General features: G+C 62.2%; 22 protein-coding genes and 1 tRNA gene. 18 read left to right on the top strand and 5 right to left on the bottom strand.

Going from position 1 to position 24,859, the window contains the following annotated elements:
- Nucleotides 1–162 precede the first annotated feature (162 nt).
- From P0652_RS18180 to pdxY, 9 genes are all read left to right on the top strand, one after another.
- The gene (locus P0652_RS18180) at nucleotides 163–774 is read left to right on the top strand and encodes a LysE family translocator (RefSeq protein ID WP_284180311.1); all 612 of its coding nucleotides are present in this window, start codon (nucleotides 163–165) and stop codon (nucleotides 772–774) included.
- 102 nt (nucleotides 775–876) lie between these two features.
- Nucleotides 877–1,527, top strand: coding sequence for a TetR/AcrR family transcriptional regulator C-terminal domain-containing protein (locus tag P0652_RS18175; RefSeq protein ID WP_284180310.1), 651 nt, complete (start codon nucleotides 877–879; stop codon nucleotides 1,525–1,527).
- Nucleotides 1,528–1,551: 24 nt separating this feature from the next.
- Entirely contained in the window at nucleotides 1,552–2,571 is a 1,020-nt protein-coding gene (ilvC, locus tag P0652_RS18170; RefSeq protein WP_284180309.1) for a ketol-acid reductoisomerase, read from the top strand.
- Nucleotides 2,572–2,806: 235 nt separating this feature from the next.
- Nucleotides 2,807–3,253: a nuclear transport factor 2 family protein gene (locus P0652_RS18165; RefSeq protein WP_284180308.1), complete on the top strand. Its 447-nt coding sequence runs from the start codon at nucleotides 2,807–2,809 to the stop codon at nucleotides 3,251–3,253.
- Between the two features lie 31 nt (nucleotides 3,254–3,284).
- Nucleotides 3,285–4,457, top strand: a complete 1,173-nt coding sequence (locus tag P0652_RS18160) for an endonuclease/exonuclease/phosphatase family protein (RefSeq protein WP_284180307.1) — start codon at nucleotides 3,285–3,287, stop codon at nucleotides 4,455–4,457.
- Nucleotides 4,458–4,592: 135 nt separating this feature from the next.
- Complete coding sequence (locus P0652_RS18155) at nucleotides 4,593–5,420, top strand: ABC transporter ATP-binding protein (RefSeq protein WP_284180316.1); 828 nt, start codon at nucleotides 4,593–4,595, stop codon at nucleotides 5,418–5,420.
- On the top strand, nucleotides 5,417–6,223 hold the full coding sequence (locus P0652_RS18150; protein ID WP_284180306.1) for an ABC transporter permease: 807 nt from the start codon (nucleotides 5,417–5,419) through the stop codon (nucleotides 6,221–6,223). Before P0652_RS18155 ends, P0652_RS18150 begins: the two co-directional genes overlap by 4 nt.
- Nucleotides 6,224–6,317: 94 nt before the next feature.
- Nucleotides 6,318–7,358 (top strand): ABC transporter substrate-binding protein, encoded by a 1,041-nt coding sequence (locus P0652_RS18145; RefSeq protein ID WP_284180305.1) that lies wholly within the window; start codon nucleotides 6,318–6,320, stop codon nucleotides 7,356–7,358.
- 100 nt (nucleotides 7,359–7,458) lie between these two features.
- Nucleotides 7,459–8,310, top strand: a complete 852-nt coding sequence (gene pdxY / locus P0652_RS18140) for a pyridoxal kinase PdxY (RefSeq protein ID WP_284180304.1) — start codon at nucleotides 7,459–7,461, stop codon at nucleotides 8,308–8,310.
- A 63-nt stretch (nucleotides 8,311–8,373) separates the two neighbouring features.
- On the opposite strand, the gene P0652_RS18135 is transcribed toward pdxY, so the two are convergent.
- Nucleotides 8,374–8,766, bottom strand: coding sequence for a ComEA family DNA-binding protein (locus P0652_RS18135; protein WP_284180303.1), 393 nt, complete (start codon nucleotides 8,764–8,766; stop codon nucleotides 8,374–8,376).
- Nucleotides 8,767–9,022: 256 nt separating this feature from the next.
- On the opposite strand from P0652_RS18135, the gene P0652_RS18130 reads away from it, so the two are divergent.
- Both P0652_RS18130 and P0652_RS18125 read left to right on the top strand, forming a co-directional pair.
- Nucleotides 9,023–9,934: a PhzF family phenazine biosynthesis protein gene (locus P0652_RS18130; protein ID WP_284180302.1), complete on the top strand. Its 912-nt coding sequence runs from the start codon at nucleotides 9,023–9,025 to the stop codon at nucleotides 9,932–9,934.
- Nucleotides 9,927–10,646 carry an NUDIX hydrolase gene (locus P0652_RS18125; RefSeq protein ID WP_284180301.1) on the top strand — a complete coding sequence of 240 codons (720 nt, stop codon included), beginning with the start codon at nucleotides 9,927–9,929 and terminating at the stop codon, nucleotides 10,644–10,646. The genes P0652_RS18130 and P0652_RS18125 overlap by 8 nt, the downstream gene beginning before the upstream one ends.
- Before the next feature lie 4 nt (nucleotides 10,647–10,650).
- Here P0652_RS18125 and P0652_RS18120 read toward each other — a convergent pair whose 3' ends face one another.
- Nucleotides 10,651–10,995: a hypothetical protein gene (locus P0652_RS18120; RefSeq protein ID WP_284180300.1), complete on the bottom strand. Its 345-nt coding sequence runs from the start codon at nucleotides 10,993–10,995 to the stop codon at nucleotides 10,651–10,653.
- Between the two features lie 430 nt (nucleotides 10,996–11,425).
- On the opposite strand from P0652_RS18120, the gene P0652_RS18115 reads away from it, so the two are divergent.
- From P0652_RS18115 to P0652_RS18085, 7 genes are all read left to right on the top strand, one after another.
- Nucleotides 11,426–12,985 carry a 2-isopropylmalate synthase gene (locus tag P0652_RS18115; protein WP_284180299.1) on the top strand — a complete coding sequence of 520 codons (1,560 nt, stop codon included), beginning with the start codon at nucleotides 11,426–11,428 and terminating at the stop codon, nucleotides 12,983–12,985.
- A 15-nt stretch (nucleotides 12,986–13,000) separates the two neighbouring features.
- The gene (locus P0652_RS18110) at nucleotides 13,001–13,918 is read left to right on the top strand and encodes an ROK family protein (protein ID WP_284180298.1); all 918 of its coding nucleotides are present in this window, start codon (nucleotides 13,001–13,003) and stop codon (nucleotides 13,916–13,918) included.
- A 119-nt stretch (nucleotides 13,919–14,037) separates the two neighbouring features.
- Nucleotides 14,038–14,113: transfer RNA gene (locus P0652_RS18105), tRNA-Lys, on the top strand.
- Between the two features lie 1,093 nt (nucleotides 14,114–15,206).
- Complete coding sequence (locus P0652_RS18100) at nucleotides 15,207–16,472, top strand: glycosyltransferase family protein (RefSeq protein WP_284180297.1); 1,266 nt, start codon at nucleotides 15,207–15,209, stop codon at nucleotides 16,470–16,472.
- Nucleotides 16,465–17,748 (top strand): glycosyltransferase, encoded by a 1,284-nt coding sequence (locus P0652_RS18095; RefSeq protein WP_502947552.1) that lies wholly within the window; start codon nucleotides 16,465–16,467, stop codon nucleotides 17,746–17,748. Before P0652_RS18100 ends, P0652_RS18095 begins: the two co-directional genes overlap by 8 nt.
- The gene (locus P0652_RS18090) at nucleotides 17,745–18,860 is read left to right on the top strand and encodes a glycosyltransferase family 4 protein (protein ID WP_284180295.1); all 1,116 of its coding nucleotides are present in this window, start codon (nucleotides 17,745–17,747) and stop codon (nucleotides 18,858–18,860) included. The genes P0652_RS18095 and P0652_RS18090 overlap by 4 nt, the downstream gene beginning before the upstream one ends.
- 6 nt (nucleotides 18,861–18,866) lie before the next feature.
- Complete coding sequence (locus P0652_RS18085; RefSeq protein WP_284180294.1) at nucleotides 18,867–20,798, top strand: glycosyltransferase; 1,932 nt, start codon at nucleotides 18,867–18,869, stop codon at nucleotides 20,796–20,798.
- Between the two features lie 7 nt (nucleotides 20,799–20,805).
- On the opposite strand, the gene P0652_RS18080 is transcribed toward P0652_RS18085, so the two are convergent.
- Genes P0652_RS18080 through P0652_RS18070 form a run of 3 tightly spaced genes read right to left on the bottom strand, consistent with a single transcriptional unit; the run spans nucleotide 20,806 to nucleotide 24,772 of the window.
- Complete coding sequence (locus tag P0652_RS18080; protein WP_284180315.1) at nucleotides 20,806–21,978, bottom strand: ABC transporter permease; 1,173 nt, start codon at nucleotides 21,976–21,978, stop codon at nucleotides 20,806–20,808.
- 8 nt (nucleotides 21,979–21,986) lie between these two features.
- Nucleotides 21,987–22,985 carry an ABC transporter permease gene (locus P0652_RS18075; protein WP_284180293.1) on the bottom strand — a complete coding sequence of 333 codons (999 nt, stop codon included), beginning with the start codon at nucleotides 22,983–22,985 and terminating at the stop codon, nucleotides 21,987–21,989.
- A complete protein-coding gene (locus P0652_RS18070; protein ID WP_284180292.1) occupies nucleotides 22,985–24,772 on the bottom strand; it encodes an ABC transporter substrate-binding protein in 1,788 nt (595 codons plus the stop codon). The genes P0652_RS18075 and P0652_RS18070 overlap by 1 nt, the downstream gene beginning before the upstream one ends.
- Between the last annotated feature and the right edge of the window lie 87 nt (nucleotides 24,773–24,859).

Below are 24,859 nucleotides of genomic sequence, written 5' to 3'. Positions count from 1 at the left end.
CTGATCACATGCCCGACCGTGCCCAAGATTCTGCTTGCATCCAAGGGGGCGTCCACACACGTCCATTCCGGATGCTCATCAACCTATTCCACCCTTTCGTTTGAGCCCGGCGACATGCGCGGCTAGCCTTGGCTCTCGCGCTCTTTCCGTCGCAGGCTCCGGATGCCCCTTGATACGCTGATCGCCTTTCTCGGCTTCGCCTTTGCCAGTTCGGTCACGCCCGGGCCGAATAACATGATGCTGCTCGCCTCCGGCGTGAATTTCGGGCTGAAGCGCACGCTCTGGCATGTGGCCGGGATCAATGTCGGCTTCCCGGTCATGCTGCTGCTTTCGGGCTTCGGGCTGGGGCAAGTCTTCATCCGCTATCCCGCGCTCTATACCGGGCTGAAGATCGTCGGCATCGCCTATATGCTCTGGCTCGCATGGAAGATCGCGCGGTCCGGACCGGTCGGTGAGAGCAGTGCAGAGGCTGGCAGGCCGATGAGCTTCCTGCAAGCGGCGGCGTTCCAATGGGTCAACCCCAAGGCCTGGGCGATGGTGGTCGGCGCCATTGCCGCCTACACCGTGCCGGAAAACTATACCGGTTCGCTGGTCATCATCACGCTGGTCTATGCGCTGACAGGTACGCCCGGTTCGCTGCTCTGGGCTGCCTTCGGCGCGGCCCTGCGCAATTTCCTGCGCGACCCCGTGAAGGTGCGCTGGTTCAACTTCGTCATGGCGCTGCTGCTTGTCGCTTCGCTCTATCCGGCCGTGATGGACCTGATCGGCCGCTGACCGCGAGGCGTGCGAATCCGTTTGACCGGCGGGGAGCACTCGCGTACGACAATGCCGAACCGTAACGTTCGTTACGGCGCGTTTTCTCACCTGCAGGTGCCCATGACGGCTGCCGCCGCCCCCGCCGAACCCGAGATCAGCGCCCGGCAGGCCGAGGTGCTGGATGCGGTTCTGCGCCAGCTTGTGACAGACGGGAACAGCCTGACGATGAGCGCGGTGGCGCGCCGCGCCAGTTGTTCCAAGGAAACGCTCTACAAGTGGTTCGGGGATCGGGACGGCCTGCTCAATGCCACCGTGAAATACCAGGCCGCGCGGGTGCATGTTGCCGCCGTGGGGCCGGACCCGCTCGACCGGGCGGCGCTGACGGCGCGGCTCGAGAGCTTCGCCATCAACTGGCTGACCGTGATTTCCTCCGAAACCTCCCTCGCCCTCAACCGTGTGGCGATCGGGCAGGCGGGTTCGGACCGCTCGCTTGGCGCCATCGTGCTGGCCAATGGCCGCTTCGCCCTCGGCAGCCGGATGAAGCCGGTTCTGGAGGCCGGGCGAAAGGCCGGGCTGCTGGCTTTCGACGATGCCGAGGAGGCGTTCCGCACCCTGTTCGGGCTGGTGGCGCGCGATGTCCAGATCCGGTTGCTGCTGGGGGATTCGCCTGCTCTCGACCCCGAAAGCATCCGCGCCGAGGCCTCCCGCGCCATCGGCCAGTTCTTCGCGCTTTACGGCGCTCAACCCGGGGGCGGCCAGGCCGCACCCTGAATTCTCCACCGGAAGGAAACGTCCATGCGTGTGTATTATGATCGTGATGCCGATCTCAACCTGATCAAGTCGAAGAAGGTTGTGATTGTCGGCTATGGCAGCCAGGGCCGTGCCCATGCGCTGAACCTGAAGGATTCGGGCGCGAAGGACATCCGCGTTGCCCTGAAGCCGGGTTCACCGACCGCGAAGAAGGTCGAGGCGGATGGCCTGCAGGTCATGTCGGTGGCGGATGCCGCCAAATGGGCTGATCTGATGATGATGGCGACGCCGGACGAGCTTCAGGCCGACATCTACAAGAATGAGATCGCGCCGAATATCCGCGACGGCGCCGCCATCGCCTTCGCGCATGGCCTCAATGTGCATTTCGGCCTGATCGAGCCGAAGAACACGATCGACGTCGTCATGATCGCGCCGAAGGGTCCTGGCCATACCGTGCGTTCGGAATACCAGCGCGGTGGCGGCGTGCCCTGCCTCGTGGCCGTGAACCACAACGCTTCCGGCAATGCGCTCGATCTCGCCCTGTCCTATGCCTGCGGCGTGGGCGGCGGCCGTTCCGGCATCATCGAGACGAATTTCCGCGAGGAATGCGAGACGGATCTCTTCGGCGAGCAGGTCGTGCTCTGCGGCGGCCTGGTCGAGCTGATCCGCGCCGGGTTCGAGGTGCTGGTCGAGGCGGGCTATGCGCCGGAAATGGCCTATTTCGAGTGCCTGCATGAAGTGAAGCTGATTGTCGACCTGATCTATGAAGGCGGCATCGCCAACATGAACTACTCGATCTCGAACACGGCCGAATGGGGCGAATATGTTACCGGTCCGCGCATCATCACCGACGAGACCAAGGCCGAGATGAAGCGTGTGCTGCGTGACATCCAGACCGGCAAGTTCACCTCGGAATGGATGCAGGAATACCGGTCGGGCATGGCCCGGTTCAAGGGCATCCGCCGCATGAATGACAGCCATCAGATCGAGGAAGTCGGCGAGAAGCTGCGCGGCATGATGCCGTGGATCGCCAAGAACAAGCTTGTCGACAAGGCCCGCAACTGAGGCTTTGTGCCGGCCGCCTCGCTGCGGACGGTCAACGACATTAGACTAAAGTACAGGCGCTGCGGGCGCCTGTACTCAATTGTATACAGCATTATGGGGTCATCGCGGAATTCTGCGTCATTTCCTTCGAATTACGAAGATTTGAACGGAGTTTCCGATGGAATTGATAAGGCGCTTGCCTAATATCCGCCCGCTTCGGCCGACATGCAGGAACAGGTCCGCCGATAGCAGGGGAATGACGAAGATGCATGGCACTCTGGTTGCCGCGCCCGAACGCGCGGCTGTGATGCGGACGTTGATCGAGCGCGTCATGCTGGCGCGCGCGGCCGGCGATGTCGAGGCGGTCCTCGCCGAGCTGAACGAGGATATCCATTACGAGGTGATGGGGCAGATTGCCGGACAGCCGATTTCGCCTGTCATTCGTGGACGTGTCGCGCTGCGCAGCCATTTCAAGGGGCTGTTCGAGCGCTGGGTCTGGAATGGCATGACCGTGCGCAACATCGTCATCGGTGTCGACAATGCCGCCGTGGAAACCACCGGCACGATGATCCACACCGTCTCCAACCAGCGGTTCCAGACCGATTTCTGTGCGATGCTCGGCTTCCGGGACGGGAAGATCTCGACCATCCGCGAATATTGCGACAGCTTTACCATCGTCCGGATTGCCGGGCTGGCCATGTAGGCGCCGCGCGAAGGCCGGCTCCGGAGTTCCGATGTCGAGCCGACCGTTCCGCCTCGCGACGTTCAATGTCGAGAACCTGTTCTCGAGGCCCGATTTCTGGGATCCACAGCGCCGGGCCGACCAGCAGATCGGCAACGTGCTGTTCGAGGACCGCCACGAAGCGACGCGCGTCCGTCGGATTGTCGAGGCGGCCCATTCCGACGAGAAATGCCAGCTGACGGCTCTGGCCCTGCTGGCGACCCAGGCTGACATCATCGCACTGCAGGAAGTGGACTCTGCCGATGCTCTCCGGAGCTTCCGCGAGACCTATCTCAAGAAGCTCGAATCCCCGCATGTCGCGCGGACGATCAAGGCGGCACTGGCGCGCGATCCCGGCCTTGATGGCGAGGCGCTCCGCCGGCTGCGCGAGCAGGCGATCGCCGATGTGAATTACCGCCATCTCAGCGTCATCGATGGCAATGACCGGCGCGGGATCGATATCGGCCTGCTTTCGCGCGTTGGCTGGACCTCGATCCGCAGCCATGCGGCCACGACATTCGGGAAGGTCGAGGTCTGGCCGGAGGGGATCTCGGAGATCCGCGAAGGCCCGCCCGATTCACCGCGGCGGCTGACGCGGGATGACCGGGTGTTCAAGCGCGACCTCATCGAGGCGGAATTCCAGATCGATGGCCGCGATTTCACGCTGTTCTGCTGTCATCTCAAGTCGATGACCGGCGGGCGCGAGGCCACGCGGGTGATCCGCCAGGCCGAGGCCGAGGCGATCCGGACGCTGATCGAGCGGCGGTTCGAGAGCCATCGTGGCGGGCCGGCGGCGGCCAACTGGGCGCTGATCGGGGATTTCAACGACTATATGGAGATTGACGGGGACCGCGCCCCGCGCGACCTGATGACGGGCCGGCCGAGCCCCGGCGGGATCGGGGCACTGCTGGACCCCGGTTTCGCAGTCAATCTCGTGGAACGACGGCCGGCGGAGGACCGCTGGACCGCCTATCACCCGCCGGATGATGTCTATTGCCAGCTTGATTATATCCTCGTCTCTCCTGCCCTTGCCGAGGCCAACCCGCAGGCGGTTCCCGACATCATCCGGCAAGGCCAGCCCTGGCGGGCGGCGCGGCATGACGGGCCGCGCTTCCCGAGAATCGGCTGGGACAGGCCAAAATCCTCGGATCATTGTCCGGTAGCCGTGACGTTGTGCCTGCGCTAGGGCGGCATCTTGCCGGTTGAACCGGAATTTCTGTTGAACCGGTTCCGGGCCTGACCTAGCTTCGCGCGCAACAAGAATAATGTTCGGGGACGAGATGCAGGACCAGCACGGGACGAGGGCGCCGTGACGCAACCAATGAATGGCGCCGCTGTGCCGGCTGTGCAGCTCAACAGCGTTTCCGTGGCCTATGGCCTGACCGGCGGTGGCCGTTACGAGGCCGTGCAACCGGTGGATGTTCAGGTGGCGGATGGTGAATTTGTCGCCGTTCTCGGCCCGACCGGCTGCGGCAAATCCACCTTGCTCAACATTGCCGCCGGGCTGATGCCGCCCTCCTCGGGCGAGAGCCTGATCTTCGGCCAGCGCCTGCAGGGGCTGAATACGCAGGCCGGCTACCTCTTCCAGCAGGATGCGCTGATGCCGTGGAAGACGGCGCGCGATAATGTCGCGATTGGCCTGGAAGTCCGGGGCACCGGCCGGCGCGATGCGCTTGGGGCGGCGGACCGCATTCTCGCGAGGGTCGGCCTCGCCTCTTTCGGCGACCGCTATCCCCACCAGCTCTCTGGCGGCCAGAAGAAGCGCGTTGCGCTGGCGCAGGTGCTGGTGCGTGAGCCGAAGATCCTGCTGATGGACGAGCCCTTCGGCCCGCTCGATGCCCAGACGCGCCTGATCATGAGCGAGCTGCTGCTCGACCTCTGGCAGGCCGACCGCAAGGCGGTGATGTTTGTGACGCACGATCTCGACGAGGCCATTGCCCTCTCCGACCGCGTGCTCGTCATGTCGGCCGGGCCACGCGCCTCGATCATCGGCGATTTTCCGATCCCGCTGGCGCGCCCGCGGGATATTGCCGAGGTGCGCTCGGAGCCGGAATTCCACCGCCTCCATGCCGCGATCTGGAATACGTTGCGTGACGAGGTCCGCAAGACCTATGGCCTGAGCAACGCTGCGAAGGAGATCCGCGCATGAGCCGCCCCAAGCTCCTTTTCCTGCAGGTCATGGTGGCCGTGGTGGTGCTGGTCTTCTGGCATGTCTTCTCCACCGTGCCGCTCGGCACCGGTTCGGATGGCAAGCCCTATTACCTGCTGCCGCAATTCTTCTTCTCGACGCCGCTCAAGGTGATCGAGCGCGTTTTCCTGATGTTCTGGGAAGGCACGGTCTACAAGCATCTGATGATCACGCTGACCGAGGCCGTGCTTGCCTTCGTGATCGGCGCGACGGCCGGGGTGCTGATCGGGTTCTGGTTCGCGCGGAAGCCGCTGGTGGCCGCCGTTTTCGACCCTTATGTGAAGATGATGAATGCGCTGCCGCGCGTGGTGCTGGCGCCGATTTTCGCGCTGTGGTTTGGCCTCGGCATCTGGTCGAAGGTCTGGCTCGGCGTCACGCTGGTCTTCTTCATCGTGTTCTTCAACGTCTATCAGGGCGTGCGCGAGGTCAGCCCGGTCGTGCTGTCCAATGCCCGGATGCTCGGCATGAACGAGCGGCAATTGCTGCGCCATGTCTATTGGCCGGCGGCGCTTTCGTGGGTGTTTTCCTCGCTCCATACCTCGGTCGGTTTCGCCGTGGTCGGTGCGGTGGTGGGCGAGTATCTCGGTTCCTCGGCCGGGCTCGGCTACCTGATTCACCAGGCCGAGGGTGTGTTCGATGTGACCGGTGTCTTTGCCGGCATGGTGATCCTGATGATCTTCGTGATGGTCATCGATTTCTGCGTCACGCTGATCGAGAAGCCGCTGCTGGTCTGGCGGCCGACCGAGACAAGAACGGTCCAGTAGCCGCGGACGGTGAGGCCGATTGCCAAGGCCGCCGCCGATATGCAGGATGACAGCAACAAGGCCGCAAACCGGCCGAGAAGGAGAGGAAGAACCAATGGAAAGATTATCCCGCCGGAACGTGATGGCCCTGGGTGTAGCCGGGTCTGCGTTGGTTGCCGCGCCTGGCCTGATCGGCCGTGCCGCCGCGGTCGAGAAATCGAAGGTGATCATGGGCGTGGGCGGCAAGTCGCTGCTCTACTATCTCCCGCTGACGATTGCCGAGCGGAAGGGCTTCTTCAAGGATTTCGGGCTGGCTCCGGAGATCAACGATTTTGCCGGCGGCGCCCGCTCGCTGCAGGCGCTTGTCGGCGGCTCGGTCGATATCGTCGCCGGCGCCTATGAGCACACGATCCGGATGCAGGCGAAGAACCAGGATATCCGCGCCGTGATCGAGATGCTGCGCTTCCCGACCATTGTGATCGGCGTGCGGAAGGCGCTGGCTGACAAGGTGAAGTCGGCGAAGGATTTCAAGGGCCTGAAGATCGGCGTCACGGCGCCGGGCTCCTCGACCTACATCACCGTGCTGCATGCGATGGTGAAGGCCGGCCTCAAGGCCGACGATGCCAGCTTCATCGGTGTCGGCGGTGGTGCCAGCGCAGTGGCCGCGATGAAGAAGGGCGAGATCGACGTCATCTCCCATCTCGATCCGGTCATCGCGAAGCTCGAGGCCGATCAGGATATCGTCACGCTGATCGATACCCGGACCGAGAAGGGCACGAATGACCTGTTCGGCGGGTCGAACCCGGCTTCCTGCCTCTATGTGAAGCAGGATTTCATGGAGAAGAACCCGCAGACCGTTCAGGCCGCCGTCAACGGCATCTACAAGGCGCTGCGCTGGATCAACAGGGCCAAGCCGGAGGAGATCGCCGATGCGGTGCCGGAAGCCTACCATCTCGGCGACAAGGCGCTCTATATCCGCGCGGTGAAGGCTTCGCAGGCGGCCTATTCCGAAACCGGGATCATGGCGCAGACGGGCATGAAGTCGGTTTATGACACGCTCAAGGCGCTGGACAAGGAAATGGCCGGGGCGAATGTCGATCTGTCCCGGACCTTCGTCCCGACCTTTGCCGTGAAGGCGGCGTCCACGGTCAGCTGAGGGCCAGCTTGCGAGCCTGGAGGCTTGCCGGTTTCGGCGTGGCGGGGCACAAACGGGAAGGGGCGGGGGACCGCCCCTTTTTGCCGTCCGGGACGATGCCATGAATGTTCTCTCCATCCAGTCGCATGTGGCCTATGGCCATGTCGGCAACGCTTCCGCCACCTTCCCGATGCAGCGCCTCGGCGTCGAGGTCTGGCCGATCCATACCGTGCAGTTCTCGAACCATACCGGCTATGGCGCCTGGCGCGGGCAGGTATTCGAGGCGGGGCTGATCGCCGATCTCGTCGAGGGCATCGCGGAGCGCGGCGTGCTGCCCGCCTGCGATGCCGTGCTTTCCGGCTATATGGGTTCGCACGAAACCGGCGAGGGCATTCTCGGCGCGGTGGCACGGGTGAAGGCGGCCAATCCGGCCGCGCTCTATGCCTGCGATCCGGTGATCGGGGATGTCGGGCGCGGCATCTTCGTCCGGCCGGGAATTCCCGAGTTCATGCGCAACAGGGCGGTGCCGGCAGCGGATATCGTCACGCCGAATCTGTTCGAGCTGGAATACCTGACCGATCGGTCACTCCATTCGCTCACGGCGGTCAGGGAATCGATCGCCGCCCTGCACGCCATGGGGCCTTCCGCCATCCTGGTAACCTCGGTGCTGACGGGGGAGACGCCTGACGATGCGCTCGACCTGCTCGCCTCTTCCGGGCAGGGCTGTTTCCGGCTGCGGACGCCACGCCTTGCCGCCAACGTCAACGGGCTGGGCGATGCGATTGCGGCGCTGTTCCTGGTCCATCTTGCCCGCGAGAACGATATCGCTCTGGCATTGCAGCGGGCCGGATCGTCAGTGCATGGCCTGCTGAAACGGACGGTCGAGGCCGGCTCGCGCGAGATCCTGATCATCGCCGCGCAGGATGAATTCACCAGCCCCTCGCAGCTCTTTCCGATTGAGCAGCTCGCCTGAAAAAGGCCGGCTTGCGCCGGCCCTGGGTGTTCCATCAGAGTTCGCGCCCGAGAAGGGTGCTGCTCAGAATCGGACCTTGCCCTTGATCGCTTCCTCGGCATTCTTCGGCACGACATTGCGCGCGACGAAGTCTTCCCAGTTCTTGAAGCGGCCGTTCTTGGTCCGTGCCTCGATGATGTCCTTGGCGCGGGCCGGGCCGATCTGCGGCAGCTTGTCGAGTTCGCTCTCGTTTGCCGTGTTGAGGTTCACGAGGGTGCCCTGGGTCGCGGCCGGGGCAGCCGCCGCCGGGGCGGCCGGGCGCGGAGCCTGTGCAGCCGGTGCAGTCGTCCGGGGAGCCGGCTGCCCGGCCGGCGGGCGGGTCTGGGTGTTCGGTTGCTGGGTTGTGGCCTGCGCGAAGGCAGCGCCGGTGCCGATCACGAGGATCGCGGCGATTTTGGAAAGACGGCTCGTCACCATAGAACACTCCTTTGAGTGCAGCCCCTTGTTGGTGCGTCTCCTGCCGCGGGGCCGTGCAGAATGACGGAAGGCCGTTCTTGCCAAGCCTTCATGCGAATGTCCTACATCAGTCCACGTGAATTGTCGTGCAATTGGCCATTGGGCTGGGGTTCAGCTTGTGGAAACGTCCTTTGGAATCGAGGGGCGAATTCTGCTCGCCGGGCTTGCGGTCAGCGGGCGCGGGCGCGAAATAGGCGCGACGACGAAAGAGGGCACCATGGCGCGCATATTTCACACGCTGGACGTTTTCACGACCCGCCCTTTCGAGGGGAATCCGCTCGCGGTCGTTCTGGAAGGCGAGGGCTTGTCCGATGCCGCGATGCTGACGATTGCACGTGAGTTCAATCTCTCGGAGACGGTCTTCGTCCAGCCGCCTGACGATCCGGTCAATTCGGCGAAGATCCGAATCTTTACTCCCGGCGGCGAGCTGCCCTTTGCCGGCCACCCGACAGTTGGCACAGCCATCCTGCTGGCAGAGTTGCGGGCGGGCGGCCATCTCGGCGAGGGCGTCATCATCGCGCTGGAGGAGAAGATCGGCCTCGTGAAGGTCGAGGTGCGGCGCGGTCCGGGCCAGGTATCGCGCGCGGTATTCGACCTGCCGCGCCTGTCGGAGAATCTCGGGATCGATCTCGATGTCGGGCTGGCCGCGAGGGCGCTCGGCATTGATCCGCTGGAGATCGGCTTCGGCGCGCACAGCCTGTCAGTCTGGTCGGCCGGCGTGCCCTATTCCATGGTGCCGGTCCGCAGCCTCGACGTGATCCGGCGCGTTTCCGTGGCCGACCGGCAGGCCTGGAACGCCGCCTTCGCGAAAGCAGGGCGCGAGGGCGCGTTCATCTATACCCGCGAGACGGAATCGCCCGAGCATCATGTCCATGCCCGCATGTTCTGGCCGGCCGCCGGCATAGCCGAGGACCCGGCGACCGGGTCCGCCGTGGCGGCATTTTCTGGTGTGGCCGCCGCAGCGGAGTTGCCCGAGGATGGCGTCCATCAACTCGTGATCGAACAGGGGTTCGAGATGGGCCGGCCCAGCCTGATCGCGCTCGATCTCGAGATCCGGAAGGGGCTTGTGGCCCGCGCGGCCATCGGAGGGTCGGCGGTCCGGGTCAGCGAAGGCCGGATCCATGCCTGAGAGCGGCGCGCAAATTCTCGCGCTTGATGACCTCGATATGCGTCTCGATGCCCGGGACTGGGCCTTCGCCACCGAAAACCGGGCGGAGATCGACCGTCACTGGGTGCGTTTCGTTGCAGAGAAGCCGGCCAGCTTCAACGGGCAGGTCTTTCTCCAGCATTCATGGGCTGTGGAAGGGGGTGTCTATCGCGGCCGCTATCTCCAGACCGATTATGCCAGTTTCATTGCCTGGCGCGATTTCGGCCATCCCGGGCCGGCGATGCGCAACGGTTTTGCCATGGCGGCGCTCCGGTCACGCGATGGCGCATTTCTCCTCGGAAAGATGGGCGAGGGCACGGCCAATCCCGGGCGCGTCTATTTCGCCGCCGGGACGCCGGACCTCGAGGATCTGCTGCCGGACGGCCGGATCGACCTTGCCGGGTCGGTCCTGCGGGAAATGGCCGAGGAAACCGGCCTCCTCGCCAGCGAGGTCGAGGTCGGGAAAGGCTGGACAGCGGTGCTCGATGGCGCGCGCGCGGCCTTCATGCGGCCGGTCCGCATTGATCTCGACGCGGATGAGGCCCGGGCGCTGATGCTGGCGCGGATGCCGCATCTGCCGCATCCGGAACTCTCGGATATCGTGATTGCCCGGTCTGTCGCCGATATCGACGCGGTGGCCATGCCCCCGTTCCAGCAGGCCTTCCTGCGCCATGCCTTCGGGCAGGGAGGGTGAGTTCTCAGGGATAGCCGAACCGGCTCTTCGTCGCGCGGACATGCGCACTGGCGGGGCCGGACTGGCCGGCGGCGCACATCGAATCAGCGCGCTTCATCTCCGCTTCGATCTGGTCATAGACCGAGCGGGTCACATGGCCGGTTTCGAGATCATTCGCCTGGATGGCGCGGAACCGGGCGATATCGCCTTGGCAGCCACCGCCCTCGGGCAGGCGGAAGCCGGCCGGGGTGATCGTCACGCCGCGCGGGGCCGGAGCGGCAGCCTGCGGGGCAGGCGCGGGCGCCTCGGATGTGGACTGGCAGGCAGCCAGGGCCAGCAGCGAAACGGCGATCAGGCAAAGGCGGCGCATGGATGACCCCGGTGAATCGGTTGGCATTGCCTGTCTCTACCCCGAACCGGCGGGAAGGCAAAGAGCGGGCGGGCAGGCCAAATGCCGGAGACGGAAGGGGCCGGCTCGGGCCTCCCCGTGCTGTCCGGAATTCCGCCTGACGGGCTCTTGCACAATAGCGAGGGCTTGGTTATGCGTTGGGGAGTTCGATCCGATCAGGATACCCCGTGAGCGATTGCCGCACCCATACCTGCCCTGACATCGCGCTGCGCCCGGGCGCCGCGACTGTGCAGCTGCGTGCCGCCCTCACCCTTGGCCTGCTTCTTATCAGCCCCTGAGGGCCGTCCGGGCTTGGCCTGGGCTCTCAGGGGACCGTGTTCGCACCCTTCCAGAATATGTGCCTGAACCGCCAGAACGAGCCGGCAGGCCCGAGCCGACAAAGGAACATCCCATGTCCACCGACAAGAACCGTGTCCTGATTTTCGACACCACCCTGCGCGATGGCGAGCAATGCCCCGGCGCGACCATGACCTTCGAGGAAAAGCTGGCCATTGCCGATTTCCTCGACGAGATGGGCGTCGACATCATCGAAGCCGGGTTCCCGATCGCTTCCGATGGTGATTTCGAGGCCGTTTCCGCCATTGCCAAGCGGGTGAAGAATGCCGTCGTCGCTGGCCTCAGCCGCGCCGCCTTCAAGGATATCGACCGGGCCGCCGAGGCCGTGAAGCATGCCCGCCGGCCGCGTATCCATACCTTCATTTCCACCTCGCCGGTGCATATGAAGTACAAGCTCCAGAAGGAGCCGGATGCCGTGCTGCAACTGGTGATCGACCAGTGCACCCGCGCCCGCAACCATGTCGAGGATGTGGAATGGTCGGCCGAGGATGCCACCCGCACCGAGCATGATTTCCTCTGCCGCTGCATCGAGGCCGCGATCAAGGCCGGCGCGACGACGATCAACCTGCCGGATACGGTGGGTTATGCTACGCCAGACGAGTATCGCGCGATGTTCGAGATGGTGATCAACCGCGTGCCGAATGCCGACAAGGCGATCTTCTCCGTGCATTGCCATGATGATCTCGGCCTTGCCGTTGCCAACACCGTCGCCGGCCTGATGGGCGGCGCCCGGCAGGTTGAATGCACCGTCAACGGCATTGGCGAGCGCGCGGGCAACGCGGCGCTGGAAGAAATTGTCATGGCGATCAAGACGCGCAATGACGTGTTTCCGTTCCATACCGGAATCGAGACGACCCTGCTCAACCGGGCCTCGAAGCTGGTTTCGGCGGCGACCTCGTTCCCGGTCCAGTACAACAAGGCGATTGTCGGCCGGAACGCCTTCGCCCATGAAAGCGGCATCCACCAGGATGGGATGCTGAAGAACAACCAGACCTACGAGATCATGCTGCCGGAAACGGTCGGCGTGTCGAAGACCAGCCTCGTCATGGGCAAGCATTCGGGCCGCAATGCCTTCCGCGACAAGCTCAAGCAGCTGGGCTACGAACTGGCCGACAACCAGCTCGAGGATGCTTTCGTGCGGTTCAAGGCCCTGGCCGACCGCAAGAAGCACATTTATGACGAGGATATCGAGGCGCTGGTCGACGAGAACATTGCCACCGCGCAGGACCGCGTGAAGGTGCTGAACCTGCTCGTCGTGGCGGGCACCAATGGCCCGCAATCCGCCGTGCTGACGCTGGATATCGACGGCCAACACCATACGCGGCAATCGACCGGCAATGGCCCGGTCGATGCCACCTTCAACGCCATCCACCAGATCATCCCGCATCAGGCGAAGCTGGAACTCTATCAGGTTCATGCGGTGACCGAGGGGACGGATGCGCAGGCCGAGGTGTCGGTCCGGCTCGCGGACGAGGATGGCCGGCTGGTCAATGGCCGCGCGGCCGATCCGGATACGCTGGTGGCTTCCGCCAAGGCCTATATCGCGGCGCTCAACAAGCTGACCAAGCAGCGTGCCGGTGATGCCCGCGTGCATGCGCAGCATGGCGCCGCCTGACCTCGCGGCCGCACCATGCGTCTCGGAGTCGATCTCGGCGGAACCAAGATCGAGATCATCGCGATCGACGGGACCGGCGGCGAACTGCTTCGCCGCCGGATTGCCACGCCGCGCGGGCGCTATGAGGGATTTGTCGAGGCGATTGCCGCGCTGGTCCGGCAGGTCGAGACCGAGCTTGTGGCGGTGGGGCATGCCGGGCCGCACAGCCTCGGCATCGGCATGCCCGGCTCGATCTCGCCCTTTACCGGCGCCTGCGTGAATTCCAACTCGACCGAACTCAATGGCCGGCCGTTCCATCTGGATCTGCAGGCCGCGCTTGGCCGCGACATCCGGTTCTCCAACGACGCCAATTGCCTCGCCGTCTCCGAGGCAGTGGATGGCGCTGGTGCCGGCGCCCGCGTGGTCTTCGCAGCCATTCTTGGCACGGGCTGCGGCGCCGGAATCGCGCTGGATGGCCGTGCCTGGGATGGGCCCCACCGCATTGCCGGGGAATTCGGGCATAACCCCTTGCCATGGCCGAGCGTCGAGGAAGTGACCGGCGCGCCGCCTTGTTATTGCGGCAGGCATGGCTGCCTCGAGACGTGGATTTCCGGCACCGGGCTCCAGAACGATTATGCCCGCGCCACAGGGGAGAAGCGGCGGGGGGATGCGATCGTCGCCGCGATGCGGGCTGACGAGCCGGCGGCTGTCGCAGCATTCGAGCGCTATCTCGACCGGCTCGGACGGGCGCTTGCCCATGTCTGTAACCTGCTCGATCCGGACGTGATCGTGCTCGGGGGCGGCATGAGCAATGTGCCCGAACTCTATCCGCGCCTGCCGGCGGCGATCATGCCCCATCTCTTTGCCGAGCATTTCGTCACCCCGATCCGGCCTGCCCGGCATGGCGATTCGTCGGGCGTGCGCGGTGCGGCGTGGCTGTGGCCGCCCGGCTGACGTCGGAGAGCTGCCCGCGTCGGGAGCCCGGCTTTTTGGGCTAGACAAGACGGCGGTGATAGAATATTGGACCTTTCTCGCGCGCGGGGTTCCCGCGCGTTGCCTTTTTCGGAAGGCGTGGGTGATTAGCTCAGTTGGTAGAGCAGCTGACTCTTAATCAGCGGGTCGAAGGTTCGAATCCTTCATCACCCACCAATCATTCCCATGACTGACAGCTGCTATGGTCGCGCTGATCGCTGCCGGTTTGACGAGCAGTTCGACGATCTGTTGGGACTTCGTGCCATTGTTCCAGCTTTCGGACGCACGCCTCAGCCATGAGATCGGCGGAGTTCGTGTACCAAGCGGCTAGGACGGAGTCGCTTTGTCCATGCCGGATGACGGCTGAAACCTCGACCGGCGTTGCACCTCCTTGCCGGGCCCTTGTAACGAAGGTTCCCTGCGGATCATGGAAGGTCAGGCCGACAATCCCCGCGTCTGACATGGCCGATGCGAACGATGACCGGAACCCGTCAGAGGAGTGAGTGTCGAACATCTGTCCGCTCGACCCTTTGCTGGCCCGAGCCGTGCAGACGAAGAATGCGCCCCGGCGCTTTTCGACATCGCGTGCTGTCTTCAGAGGTGCTGCCGCCGGGAAGCTGACCGCTGCACTAGTCTTGCTCTGGCGGACGACCAACGACCGCCTCTCATAGGCCCGCCACGCCATTTTCAGGATGTTGCTCTGCCGCTGGCCTGATTTGTTCCGCCAAACCGGACCGTTTTCTGGATAGAGGTTTCCGTGTCATTTTTCCCTGGCTGGAACGAGCGGAAGACCATGAAGGCAAGCAAGTTCTCGTTTGAGCGAACCTTCGGTTCGGACGCACGGAAGGCGTTCATTCTCAGGCAAGGGGCCGGCGTTGTGCCTGTGGCGGATCTCTCCTTCGAGAAGGCGATGCTCCAGGATGTCACCCGTCGCCCCGAGCCTTAACCCCGGGACATTCCAGTTCCGGGTGGTCCAAAATCGGGGAGCACTTCACCGTCAGCGGTCCCGATCCCTGGTTTCCCCGGGGCATGAAGGCCGAACCAATCCTGTAGGAATAAGGCCACAGATGTTGAGTTCCTGAGACAGTGTCACGGCAAAACAACAGAATCGTGAATTTCGATTGGTCTTTGTGTCTTTGCGAGCGTTGCCGCTGAATTCAAAATGAGGCAGACAAAAGGCAGTCCATTCCATCATACGTTGAACCTGCATCGATCCGGGTGCGGTTGACCGTAAGGCCGCAACCATTACGAACCGAGTCGGAGAAGGGCGATGGGCCACGAGAATATGCAGGCGCGCTCAGGCCACAGTTCAGCTGTCTCCGGGCCTCGGGTCATGCTCTACAGTCACGATACATTCGGACTGGGCCATATTCGCCGGACGCGTTCCATCGCCAATTCAATCGTCGGCAGCGGCTCCGATATCTCCGTTCTGATTATCTCCGGCTCACCGCATGCCGGCAGCTTTAATCTGGGGCAGGGGGTGGATTTCGTCCATATCCCGAGCGTTCTAAAATCAAAATCCGGCGGGTATGGCAGTGCAAGCCTGCATATGGACATCCGGGAAATCGTTGCGCTGCGCCAGACAATCATCCTGGAAGCGGCCCGTATCTTCAAACCGGATGTCTTTATCGCCGACAAGGAGCCAACGGGCTTCCATAGCGAGCTTCTGCCGACACTTGATTTGCTGAAGACGTTTGGGACCCGCATGGTCGTCGGCATTCGCGATGTCCTGGACGATCCCGAGACAGTCCGGAGCGAGTGGCAATCGAGGGGTGCCATTCGGGCAGTCTGTGACTATTACGACGACATCTTCGTCTATGGGCTTGAGAAATTCTACCGGCCGCTGGATGGTGTCCTGCTCCCCGCAGATGTTCAGTCAAGGATCACCTATACCGGCTACCTCCGCCGGTCGGTGCCGTCCGGGCCGGCGGTGATACGTTACCCCAAACTCACCAAGGGCCCCTTTATTCTCGTCACGACGGGCGGTGGCGGTGATGGTGCCGGGTTGATCGATCTTGTCCTCGCCGCCTATGAAGCGGAAAAGACGATGCCACTTCCCGCCGTGATCGTCTGCGGCCCCTATCTGTCCCGCAGTCAAAGTCAGGAATTCGCGGCACGTGTGGATCGACTGCGCAATGTCGATATGATCGCATTCGATCCTATGATCGAACGCCTGATGAGCCGTGCTTCCGCAATCGTAGCGATGGGCGGCTACAATACCTTCTGCGAGATCCTCTCCTTCGACAAGCCGGCCCTGATCGTCCCGCGCTCGTACCCGCGGAAGGAGCAGTCCATCCGGGCGCAACGCGCTTCCGAACTGGGCTTGGTCCGGCAGATCTGTGAGACCGGTAATCCTGACCTGGATCTGGAGCAGATGCGGGTTGAATTGCAGGCCCTGGCCGAACGGCCGCGGCCATCCTCGGTCAAGCTCGAAAACCTGCTGGAAGGGCTCCCTCGCGTGACGGCGGAGCTCCTCCCGACTTTGGTGCAGCCCCGGAGCGCAACAATGGGAGCGAGCGGCATCCGGAATGCCTGAAGCCTCGCCGTCCACGTCCGCCTCCAGAAGAATTGCGATCGTCCTGAAGGGCTATCCTCGCCTTTCCGAAACGTTTATCGCCCAGGAAATCCTGGCGCTTGAGCAACGCGGTTTCGAGATTGACATCTGGTCGCTTCGGCAGCCGACGGATAAATATCTCCATCCGATGCACAAGAAAATTCAGGCAAGGCTTCTGTATCTGCCCGAATATCTGCATGACGCTCCGCTGCGCGTTTTCAAGGCGTTTCTCCGAGCCCTGCGGAAGCCGGAATTCATGGATATGGCCCGGATCTTCTGGCGAGATCTGAAGCGCGACAGAACGGTGAACCGGCTGCGTCGCTTCGGTCAGGCCTGCGTGCTCGCCGACGAGATGGATGCGGATATCCGGCATGTCCATGTGCATTTCCTGCATACGCCGGGAAGCGTGGTTCGGTACATGTGCGCATTGACCCGGCGGAGCTATTCGTTTTCCGCACATGCCAAGGACATCTGGACGATCCCGGATTGGGAGAAGCGCGAGAAGATCGAGGACAGCCTCTGGGGTGTAACCTGCACGAAAGACGGGCTCGCCGAATTGCAGCGTGCTGCCGGTTCCTCCGCGGGCCATCGGGTTCAACTCGTCTACCATGGTCTGGATATCGGTCGTTTCCCGGCACCCCCGCCGTCGAGGAGTGTTGCCGACGGACGCCATCACAACCAGCCCTTGCACCTTGTCACGGTGGGCCGGGCCGTCGAGAAAAAGGGGTTCGATGTCCTGCTTGACGCCTTGGCCCTGCTGCCAAAGGACTTGCACTGGAAGCTGACGCATATTGGCTCGGGACCGCTTCTCGACAAGCTCAAGCAGCGGGCGGATGACATGCAGCTTTCTGACCGAATGCGCTGGCTTGGATCCCTGCCGCAGGATCGGGTCATCGAAGCCCTTCGCGAGGCGGATGTCTTCGTATTGCCAAGCAAACTGGGCACAGATGGCGATCGCGACGGTCTTCCGAATGTCCTGATGGAGGCGGCCACGCAGGCGCTGCCGCTCGTTTCGACACGCTTTGCGGCGGTACCCGAATTCATCCGGGATCAGGTCGAGGGCCTGCTTGTTGCGCCGGGTGACCCGCAAGGTCTGGCAAAAGCGCTTTCAAGCCTGATCACCGAGCCGTCACTGCGCCATGCCCTCGGACAGTCCGCGCGCGAGCGTGTGGTCAGCGCATTCTCGTTTGAATCCGGCATCGCCCGGATCGACGCCTTGCTTGAGCAAGCCCTCGCTCAAAGCCGCTCGAAACAATGAAATGCCTCTTTCTGGCGCCGCTGAAATCACCGGATCATCCGGTAGCATCCGGCGACAGGGTGATCGCACGGCTTTGGATGAGAGCGCTTGCGAGACTTGGCTACACGGTCGAGCTCGCATCCCGGCTGCGCACCTACCACACGATGGCGACGCTGGCCACGTTCCCGGACCTGGAACATCAGGCGGTCGAGGAGGCCCGGCGAATTCTCCGCGACACGGCCCTTGATCGCCCGCCAAACCTGGTTTTCTGCTACCATAATTACTTCAAGGCTCCAGACCTGATCGGACCCGGCCTCGCACGGGCATTGGGCGTGCCATACATTGTTGCCGAGGGTTCCCGGGCCCCGAAACGACTTTGCGGGCCCCAGGCAGAGGGCGAACGCCGCGCGGATATCGGGCTGTCGGAAGCTCGCCTCCTGATCTGTGCCAGCCGCCGGGATCGCCCTGCGCTTGAGGCGGCATTGAAACAAGGTCAGACGTTGATCGATCTGCCGGCCTTCATCGCGCCGGAAGACTGGCCGGAAGCCATGGTTGAAAGGCGCGAGAGAACAGGTGCCATTCGCCTGATAACGGTTGCCATGATGCGCGAAGGCAACAAGACCGAATCCTACCGGATGCTGGCCGCGGCCCTCGCGAAATTGGGCCGCGACGATTGGCGAATGGACATTTTTGGCGACGGCCCGAAACGATCCGAGGTTGAAGCGGCCTTTCACCCCCTCGGATCGAAGGTCCGGTTTCACGGAGTTCAAGATACCGCCACACTTGGCCAAGCCTACAGCTCGGCTGAACTGTTTGTCTGGCCCGCGGTGCGTGAACCCTATGGAATGGTGTTTCTCGAGGCACAACTCCACGGGTTGCCATGCCTGGCCGGGTTGTTTGGCGGCGTCGAAGACGCTATCGCGCCGGGGGATGCGGGTAACATCGTACCGGATTGTACCGCGGAACGCTTTGCAGAAGCCCTGGCCCGCCTGATCGCCGCACGGGAGCGCTTGCCTGAGCAGGGTCGAAGCGCCCGACGTTTCGTTCTGGAGGAACGGAGCCTCGAACAATCGCTGGTGATCTTGCGGAAGGCTTTCAGAAAGGCGGGCATTCCCTTGCCCGAAGGAGACTGAATGGCCATGACAGAGCCGCAACGCAAGATCATCCTGGCTGTGACCCATCTGCTTGGTGTCGGCCATTTCGCGCGCATGGTTGCGCTGGGCAAGGCGCTGAACCATGCCGGTTGGCAGGTCACCCTGCTTTCCGGCGGCAGGCCGGTCCCGAACATCGATGTTTCGGGCCTTTCGCTCATCCAGATGCCCCCGGTGCATTGCCGGAACGGTGACTTCTCGGTGTTGCTGGATGACAGCGGGCAACCGGTCACGGCCAAGATCCGAAACGAACGGGCAGAGATCTCGCGCTCAACAATTTTGTCGGTCCGGCCGGATGTCCTTGTTACCGAGCTCTACCCCTTCGGTCGTCGGGCGCTTGCATCAGAATACGAGGCGCTGATCGAGGAAGCCTCGACCTTGCCTGAACCACCGGCCATGATCTGTTCTATCCGCGATGTGCTGAACCCGCCTTCAAAGCCCGGTCGCTCCGTCGAGGTTCTGGATCGGCTGGCGCGCTATGATGCTGTCATCATCCACGGCACGCCCCGGATGCCCCTCGAACGTTCCTGGCCCGTTGATGCCAGCCTCGCGAGAATGATCACCTATGTCGGCTACCTGCGCGATGAGACTCGCTCGCAGCGAGCCACGCTGCAACATGCTGCCCAGGCAAGCATCCTCGTTTCGGCCGGCGGCTCGGATGCGGGCATGGCCCTCAACCGGTCAGCGATCGAGGCGGCGGCCCTGCTTCCCGGCGAGTCGTTCCATGTGCTGGTCAGCCATGCCATTGCCGAGGAAGCCTTTGGTGCGCTCCACTCGATGGCGCCGGCCAACGCGCTCGTGGAGCGTGCCCGTCCGGATTTTCCTCAATTGCTCGTCGGCGCGGCGCTTTCCATTTCGCAGGCGGGGTACAATACGGTTCTTGACCTGGCTGCAGCCGGCACGCGCGCGATCCTGGTTCCGTTTTCGGCCGGATCCGAGCAGGAACAAACCATTCGTGCCGAAGCGCTCCAGGCCGCGGGTCTGGCGCAGGTCGTTCGGGAAACTGACCTTTCTGGCCCTGCCCTCGTATCGGCGGTCCGGGAAACGCTTGCGGCCCCTCCTCCGGACTGGTCGAGTTTCAGCCTCGACGGTGGAGAGCGTGCCGCGACGGCAATCGGAAGGTTCGATGCCGAGAGGCGGGCGATCCTCGATGCCTGGAAAAGACTGGATCGTCTGCTCGAAAGCAGCGTGGCGTTGGGTCGTCGGCTGTCCTTCTGGATCCGCGACGATGATGCGACAGCGGATGTGCCAGCCTTGAGAAGGTTTCTGACCTTGCTGGAGAACCGCAACATTCCGGGTGCGCTGGCTGTCATTCCCGCCGGAACCGCGACCAGTCTCCAGGCCTTGCTGGTTCAGCATCCCCGCTTGGAGGTTCTTCAGCACGGCTATTCGCATGCCAATCATTCACCCCGCGGCGAAAAATCAGCCGAGTTTGGGGGCCATCGCAGCCTTGCGGAAATGGAGCGCGAGATCCGGTTGGGCCGCGAGCGGCTGGAGGATATGTTCGGCGGCCAAGCCTTGCCGGTCTTCGTTCCGCCCTGGAACAGGATATCACCCGCCGTGGCCGAACGCCTGCCAGCCCTTGGCTTGTCCGGGCTCTCGACCTTCGGCACGGCCAATACAGCGACGGCCCCTTCCAACCTTGTGGTCCGGAACACGCATTGGGATCCGATCGACTGGCGCGGCAACCGCGGCCTTCGCCCGCGTGTCGATCTCCTGACGGAAGCCTGTGGACTGATCGAGGCCCATCTGGCCCGGACGGATATCGCATTGCCGCCGATTGGCGTCCTCACCCACCACCTTCAGCATGATGGCTGGATCCATGCGTTTCTCGACCAACTGGTCGGAAGACTGAAATCCTGCCCCCAGGTTGACTTCCTTTCCGCCTCGCAGGTCTTTGCACCGGGACGGGGCGATTGAAGCACCCTCAATGATAGGGATCTGCAGCGTCTCTCAATCCATCGCCCAGGAAGTTGAACGCCAGGATCACGATAATCACCGGGAATACCGGCGCAATAAGCCAAGGATAAAGCGCCACGACGTTGATGTTCTGCGCTTCACTCAGCATCACGCCCCAGGATGTGATCGGAGGCCGCAGGCCAAGGCCAAGAAAGCTCAGCGCGGTCTCGCCGAGGATCATGGTCGGGATCGTGATGGTTGCCGATGCAATCAGGTGACTCATGAAGCCCGGAACCAGGTGCAGAAACACAATCCTTGGCGTGCGGGCCCCCATCAATTGTGCAGCCACAACATAGTCTTCCTCCCGTAGCGAGAGGAGCTTGGAACGCACGGAGCGCGCAAGCCCGGTCCAGTCCATCAGGCCCAGGATAACGGTGATGCTGATATAGACCAGAATGGGGCTCCAATGCGCCGGCATGATCGATGCAAGCGCAAGCCAGATCGGAATATGCGGCAGCGACTGGATGATCTCGATCGCTCTTTGCACCAGCAAATCAAGCAGGCCACCATAATATCCGGCCAGCCCCCCGATGATGATCCCCAGCACAAAACTGATCGTGATGCCGATCAAGCCAATCGTCATGGAAATCCGGGCACCGATCAGAATTCGCGAAAGCACATCCCGCCCGAGCCTGTCTGTTCCCAGAAGGAACATGGTTCCGCCCTCGCCAGCGCAGACAAGATGGCGGTCGGCGTAAAACATTCCCCAGAATTTGTACTCTTCGCCTCGACAGAAAAAGCGTAACGGAATGACGCGACTATGGTCTTCAGTATACTCACGCTTCAAGTTTTCCATGTTCAGATTATAGTTCGTTCCATACGTAAAAGGTCCAACAAATTGCGAGTCATGAAAGAAATGGATCGATTGCGGCGGCATCCGGATGAAATCTGAATGTCGCTGCTCATAATTGTAAGGCGCAACAAACTCCGCGAATGCAGCAAGAAGATAGATGGCAAGCAGAACAATTCCGGAGACCACCGCCAGCTTGTGGCGCTTGAACTTCCACCACATCAGCGTGAATTGCGAAGCGAGATAGACCTCCTTCTGGGCGTCGCTCAGTTTTTCCGCTGACTTCGGGTCGAAGGGCTCGCCAGAAATCTGATGCGGCAAACGACCGCCAGACGAAGGAAGATGGCGCAAGGTCAGTGTCATCGCGTGCTCCCCCCCTGCAGGCGAACGCGGGGATCGAGCAGCGCCAGGAGAATGTCCGAGATCAGCACGCCGATAACCGTCAGCAATGCAAGAAACATCAGGAATGATCCCGCCAGAAACATATCCTGGCTCTGCAATGCGCGGATGAGAAGCGGCCCCGTCGTCTGCAGAGAAAGCACGACGGCGGTAAGCTCGGCTCCCGAGACAAGCGTCGGCAGGATATCACCGATATGGGAGACAAAGAAATTCAATGACATCCGGAGCGGATACTTCCTGAGAGCTCGGCCGGGCGGCAATCCTTTGGCTCTTGCCGTCACAACGTATTGTTTTTGCAGCTCGTCGAGCAAATTGGCGCGGATCTTCCGGATCATGCTGCCAGTACCGCCAGCGCCAATGATCAGAACCGGAATCCAGATATGGGACAGGATCGACTGGGCCTTTTCCCAACTCATGGGCTGGTTAAAGTATTTCGGGTCCATCAACCCGCCGATGGAAAGACCGAACCAGACGTTCGCGAAATACATAGTGACCAGAGCAAGCAAAAAATGCGGAATCGCAATGCCTAATAGACCGAGAAACGTAAGCCCATAATCACCAATGCTGTATTGATGGGTTGCTGAATAAATTCCAATCGGAAACGCAATGACCCACGTCAAGATAATGGTCAAGAATGAAACAAGAATTGTGAGCGCTAACCTCTCGCCAACGATATCACTCACCGGCCGATCGTATTCGAATGAATAACCGAAGTCCCCTTTGAAAAATCCGGTGATCCAGCGCACATACTGCGTAGTCGCCGGCTGATCGAGGCCATATTCTTTGCGGAGAAACTCAACGCGGCCGAGGTCGGCCTTTTCCCCTTGAGCCTGTAACTCCGCAACATAGGTTTCGAAATAATCAGTTGGGGGCAGCTTCATGATCGTGAAAATCAATACGCTGGTGATGAACAGCGTTGGAATCATGATCAATATCCGGCGGGCCAAGAAAGTGAACATTATTTCCGACGCTCCTCTGAAGCCCAGAAAAGGGTATCAATAAAATAGGCACCGAAGAAGGAACGAGGCTCAAAGCTGTAAATACCATGATCCGGAAAATTCTTGAGGTCATTAGATACAACGATGGGCTGCTTGGTCCTGTTGACAATGCCAATTGTGAAAACCTGGTCTGCATGCAGATCAAGCATTTCCTTCCAGATTTTCTCCCGCTGGGCATAATCTGTGGAGCGCGACCACGCCTTGTGCAACTCGGCCAGGCGCCGGGCAGCCGGAAGGGCCGGGGCCTCGCCTTCTTTCCCTGATGTTGCCATATGCTGCCCCCAAAGCGGCCATTCCAGCTGCTGGGCACTGCTGGGTGCGATCTCTTCCGGCTCGTGATCGGCACTTGGCGTCGCATTGTCCATGCCCTGCCAGACCGAGATCTCGTTCTGGCCGGCAATGGCACGACGCCGGAACACATCACGCTGCGTCGATCGGATGAAGATGCGCAGGCCCACCCGCCGAAGATCTTCGGCCACCAGGGACAAGACGTCGGTCTCCTCGGAGCTTTCGCCAGCGGTTTCAATGGTCAGGAACGCCGGACGACCATCCGGAAGGAGCCGAATGCCTTCGGCATTGCGCCGGACAAGCCCGATCTCGTCCAGAAGTCTGTTGGCTTCGCCCGGATCATGGCCTGTCCAGGCATGCGCGGCCTTTTCGGTGTACAGCGCGCTTCCCGGGAGAACTGAATTTCCGGCTGCGGTGCCGAGCCCGTAATAAATCACCTGGATGATATCTTTCCGGTTTATGCCAAGCGACAGGGCGCGACGAAAGCGGACATCGCGGAACAAGTCTCGCAGGACGGGATCATTGGAATTGAGATTGGGCCGCAAGGTAATCTGCGATCCCGAGCCTTGATCCCAGAGCAATACTCGATAGTTATGGCGCTTATCGTGCGCTTTCAGGAATGTATAGTTGTCAAACCGGATATAACGCGCCTGGAGATCGCTTTCAGCAGAAGCCACCTTGGCCGGGATCAGGGCGCCGGAGCCGATCGACATCTCGATCCGATCCACATAGGGCAATTGCTGCCCATGTTCATCGACACGGTGAAAAAACGGATTCCGGACAAAGACAAAGCGTTCCGCAGGTGGCGCGATCGTATTGACCCAGGGATCGAGGACCGGAAGGTCCGGGTTTTCCGGTCGATAGGCACGCGATCGACGTTCATGCAATGCGCCCCAGTCGCGGACGCGGGCCTTGGCCACGGCACCGGCAAGCGCCGTCTTGTCAGCGTATTTCTCGTGAAACTGCTTCATGTAATGGGCGGGCATGAACAGCGTTTGTGCTTGCGCGCTCGCAAGCGCAGGCAAGAATTTCGGGTTGGGAGCCGCCCATGTATACTGGACAGTCTGCGGATCAATGACCCGGAATTGGGGAGGTTTGCCTTCCGCAAGCAAGGCAGGCGGGAGCCCGGAGCGCGACAATCGCTTGTTGTTCGCCACGTCATCCCACCAGTATCGAAAATCCTCTGCGGTCAAAGGGTGCCCATCAGACCAGCGATGGCCGGGCCGCAACCGTAGGGTAAAGATCCGATCCCCCTCACTCTCGTAGGAGGCGAGAATATCGGGCCGCAGTTTGCCCTCTTCATCGAATCCGACAAGGCGAGCATAGCCATAGACCGTGACAAAGCGGATATCGCGCTGATCCCCCATCAGCATCCGGATGGTGCCCCCATAGCGCCCGGACTGCCGCCCCATTTTCGAGAGCGGGATGATGCGCGGCTGACCCGGCAGGCGGTCCGCCATGCGTGGAAGCTCTCCGGCCTTCACACGCCCGGCCAGGAAAGGGATCTCCTCAAGTGTGCCGACACCCTGTGCAAGGGCATTGCCACC

The organism is Rhabdaerophilum sp. SD176, assembly GCF_030143245.1.
Classification (GTDB): domain Bacteria; phylum Pseudomonadota; class Alphaproteobacteria; order Rhizobiales; family Beijerinckiaceae; genus Rhabdaerophilum.
The sequence above is the reverse complement of the archived record's forward strand: the minus strand, read 5'-3'. Positions and strand labels throughout refer to the sequence as shown.

What these genes read in the sequence shown, in the direction of transcription:
- P0652_RS18180 (WP_284180311.1), top strand. Translation starts at nt 163, where the DNA reads ATGCCCCTTGATACGCTGATCGCCTTTCTCGGCTTCGCCTTTGCCAGT.
- P0652_RS18175 (WP_284180310.1), top strand. Translation starts at nt 877, where the DNA reads ATGACGGCTGCCGCCGCCCCCGCCGAACCCGAGATCAGCGCCCGGCAG.
- ilvC (WP_284180309.1), top strand. Translation starts at nt 1,552, where the DNA reads ATGCGTGTGTATTATGATCGTGATGCCGATCTCAACCTGATCAAGTCG.
- P0652_RS18165 (WP_284180308.1), top strand. Translation starts at nt 2,807, where the DNA reads ATGACGAAGATGCATGGCACTCTGGTTGCCGCGCCCGAACGCGCGGCT.
- P0652_RS18160 (WP_284180307.1), top strand. Translation starts at nt 3,285, where the DNA reads ATGTCGAGCCGACCGTTCCGCCTCGCGACGTTCAATGTCGAGAACCTG.
- P0652_RS18155 (WP_284180316.1), top strand. Translation starts at nt 4,593, where the DNA reads ATGAATGGCGCCGCTGTGCCGGCTGTGCAGCTCAACAGCGTTTCCGTG.
- P0652_RS18150 (WP_284180306.1), top strand. Translation starts at nt 5,417, where the DNA reads ATGAGCCGCCCCAAGCTCCTTTTCCTGCAGGTCATGGTGGCCGTGGTG.
- P0652_RS18145 (WP_284180305.1), top strand. Translation starts at nt 6,318, where the DNA reads ATGGAAAGATTATCCCGCCGGAACGTGATGGCCCTGGGTGTAGCCGGG.
- pdxY (WP_284180304.1), top strand. Translation starts at nt 7,459, where the DNA reads ATGAATGTTCTCTCCATCCAGTCGCATGTGGCCTATGGCCATGTCGGC.
- P0652_RS18135 (WP_284180303.1), bottom strand. Translation starts at nt 8,766, where the DNA reads ATGGTGACGAGCCGTCTTTCCAAAATCGCCGCGATCCTCGTGATCGGC.
- P0652_RS18130 (WP_284180302.1), top strand. Translation starts at nt 9,023, where the DNA reads ATGGCGCGCATATTTCACACGCTGGACGTTTTCACGACCCGCCCTTTC.
- P0652_RS18125 (WP_284180301.1), top strand. Translation starts at nt 9,927, where the DNA reads ATGCCTGAGAGCGGCGCGCAAATTCTCGCGCTTGATGACCTCGATATG.
- P0652_RS18120 (WP_284180300.1), bottom strand. Translation starts at nt 10,995, where the DNA reads ATGCGCCGCCTTTGCCTGATCGCCGTTTCGCTGCTGGCCCTGGCTGCC.
- P0652_RS18115 (WP_284180299.1), top strand. Translation starts at nt 11,426, where the DNA reads ATGTCCACCGACAAGAACCGTGTCCTGATTTTCGACACCACCCTGCGC.
- P0652_RS18110 (WP_284180298.1), top strand. Translation starts at nt 13,001, where the DNA reads ATGCGTCTCGGAGTCGATCTCGGCGGAACCAAGATCGAGATCATCGCG.
- P0652_RS18100 (WP_284180297.1), top strand. Translation starts at nt 15,207, where the DNA reads ATGGGCCACGAGAATATGCAGGCGCGCTCAGGCCACAGTTCAGCTGTC.
- P0652_RS18095 (WP_502947552.1), top strand. Translation starts at nt 16,465, where the DNA reads ATGCCTGAAGCCTCGCCGTCCACGTCCGCCTCCAGAAGAATTGCGATC.
- P0652_RS18090 (WP_284180295.1), top strand. Translation starts at nt 17,745, where the DNA reads ATGAAATGCCTCTTTCTGGCGCCGCTGAAATCACCGGATCATCCGGTA.
- P0652_RS18085 (WP_284180294.1), top strand. Translation starts at nt 18,867, where the DNA reads ATGACAGAGCCGCAACGCAAGATCATCCTGGCTGTGACCCATCTGCTT.
- P0652_RS18075 (WP_284180293.1), bottom strand. Translation starts at nt 22,985, where the DNA reads ATGTTCACTTTCTTGGCCCGCCGGATATTGATCATGATTCCAACGCTG.
- P0652_RS18070 (WP_284180292.1), bottom strand. Translation starts at nt 24,772, where the DNA reads ATGGCGGACCGCCTGCCGGGTCAGCCGCGCATCATCCCGCTCTCGAAA.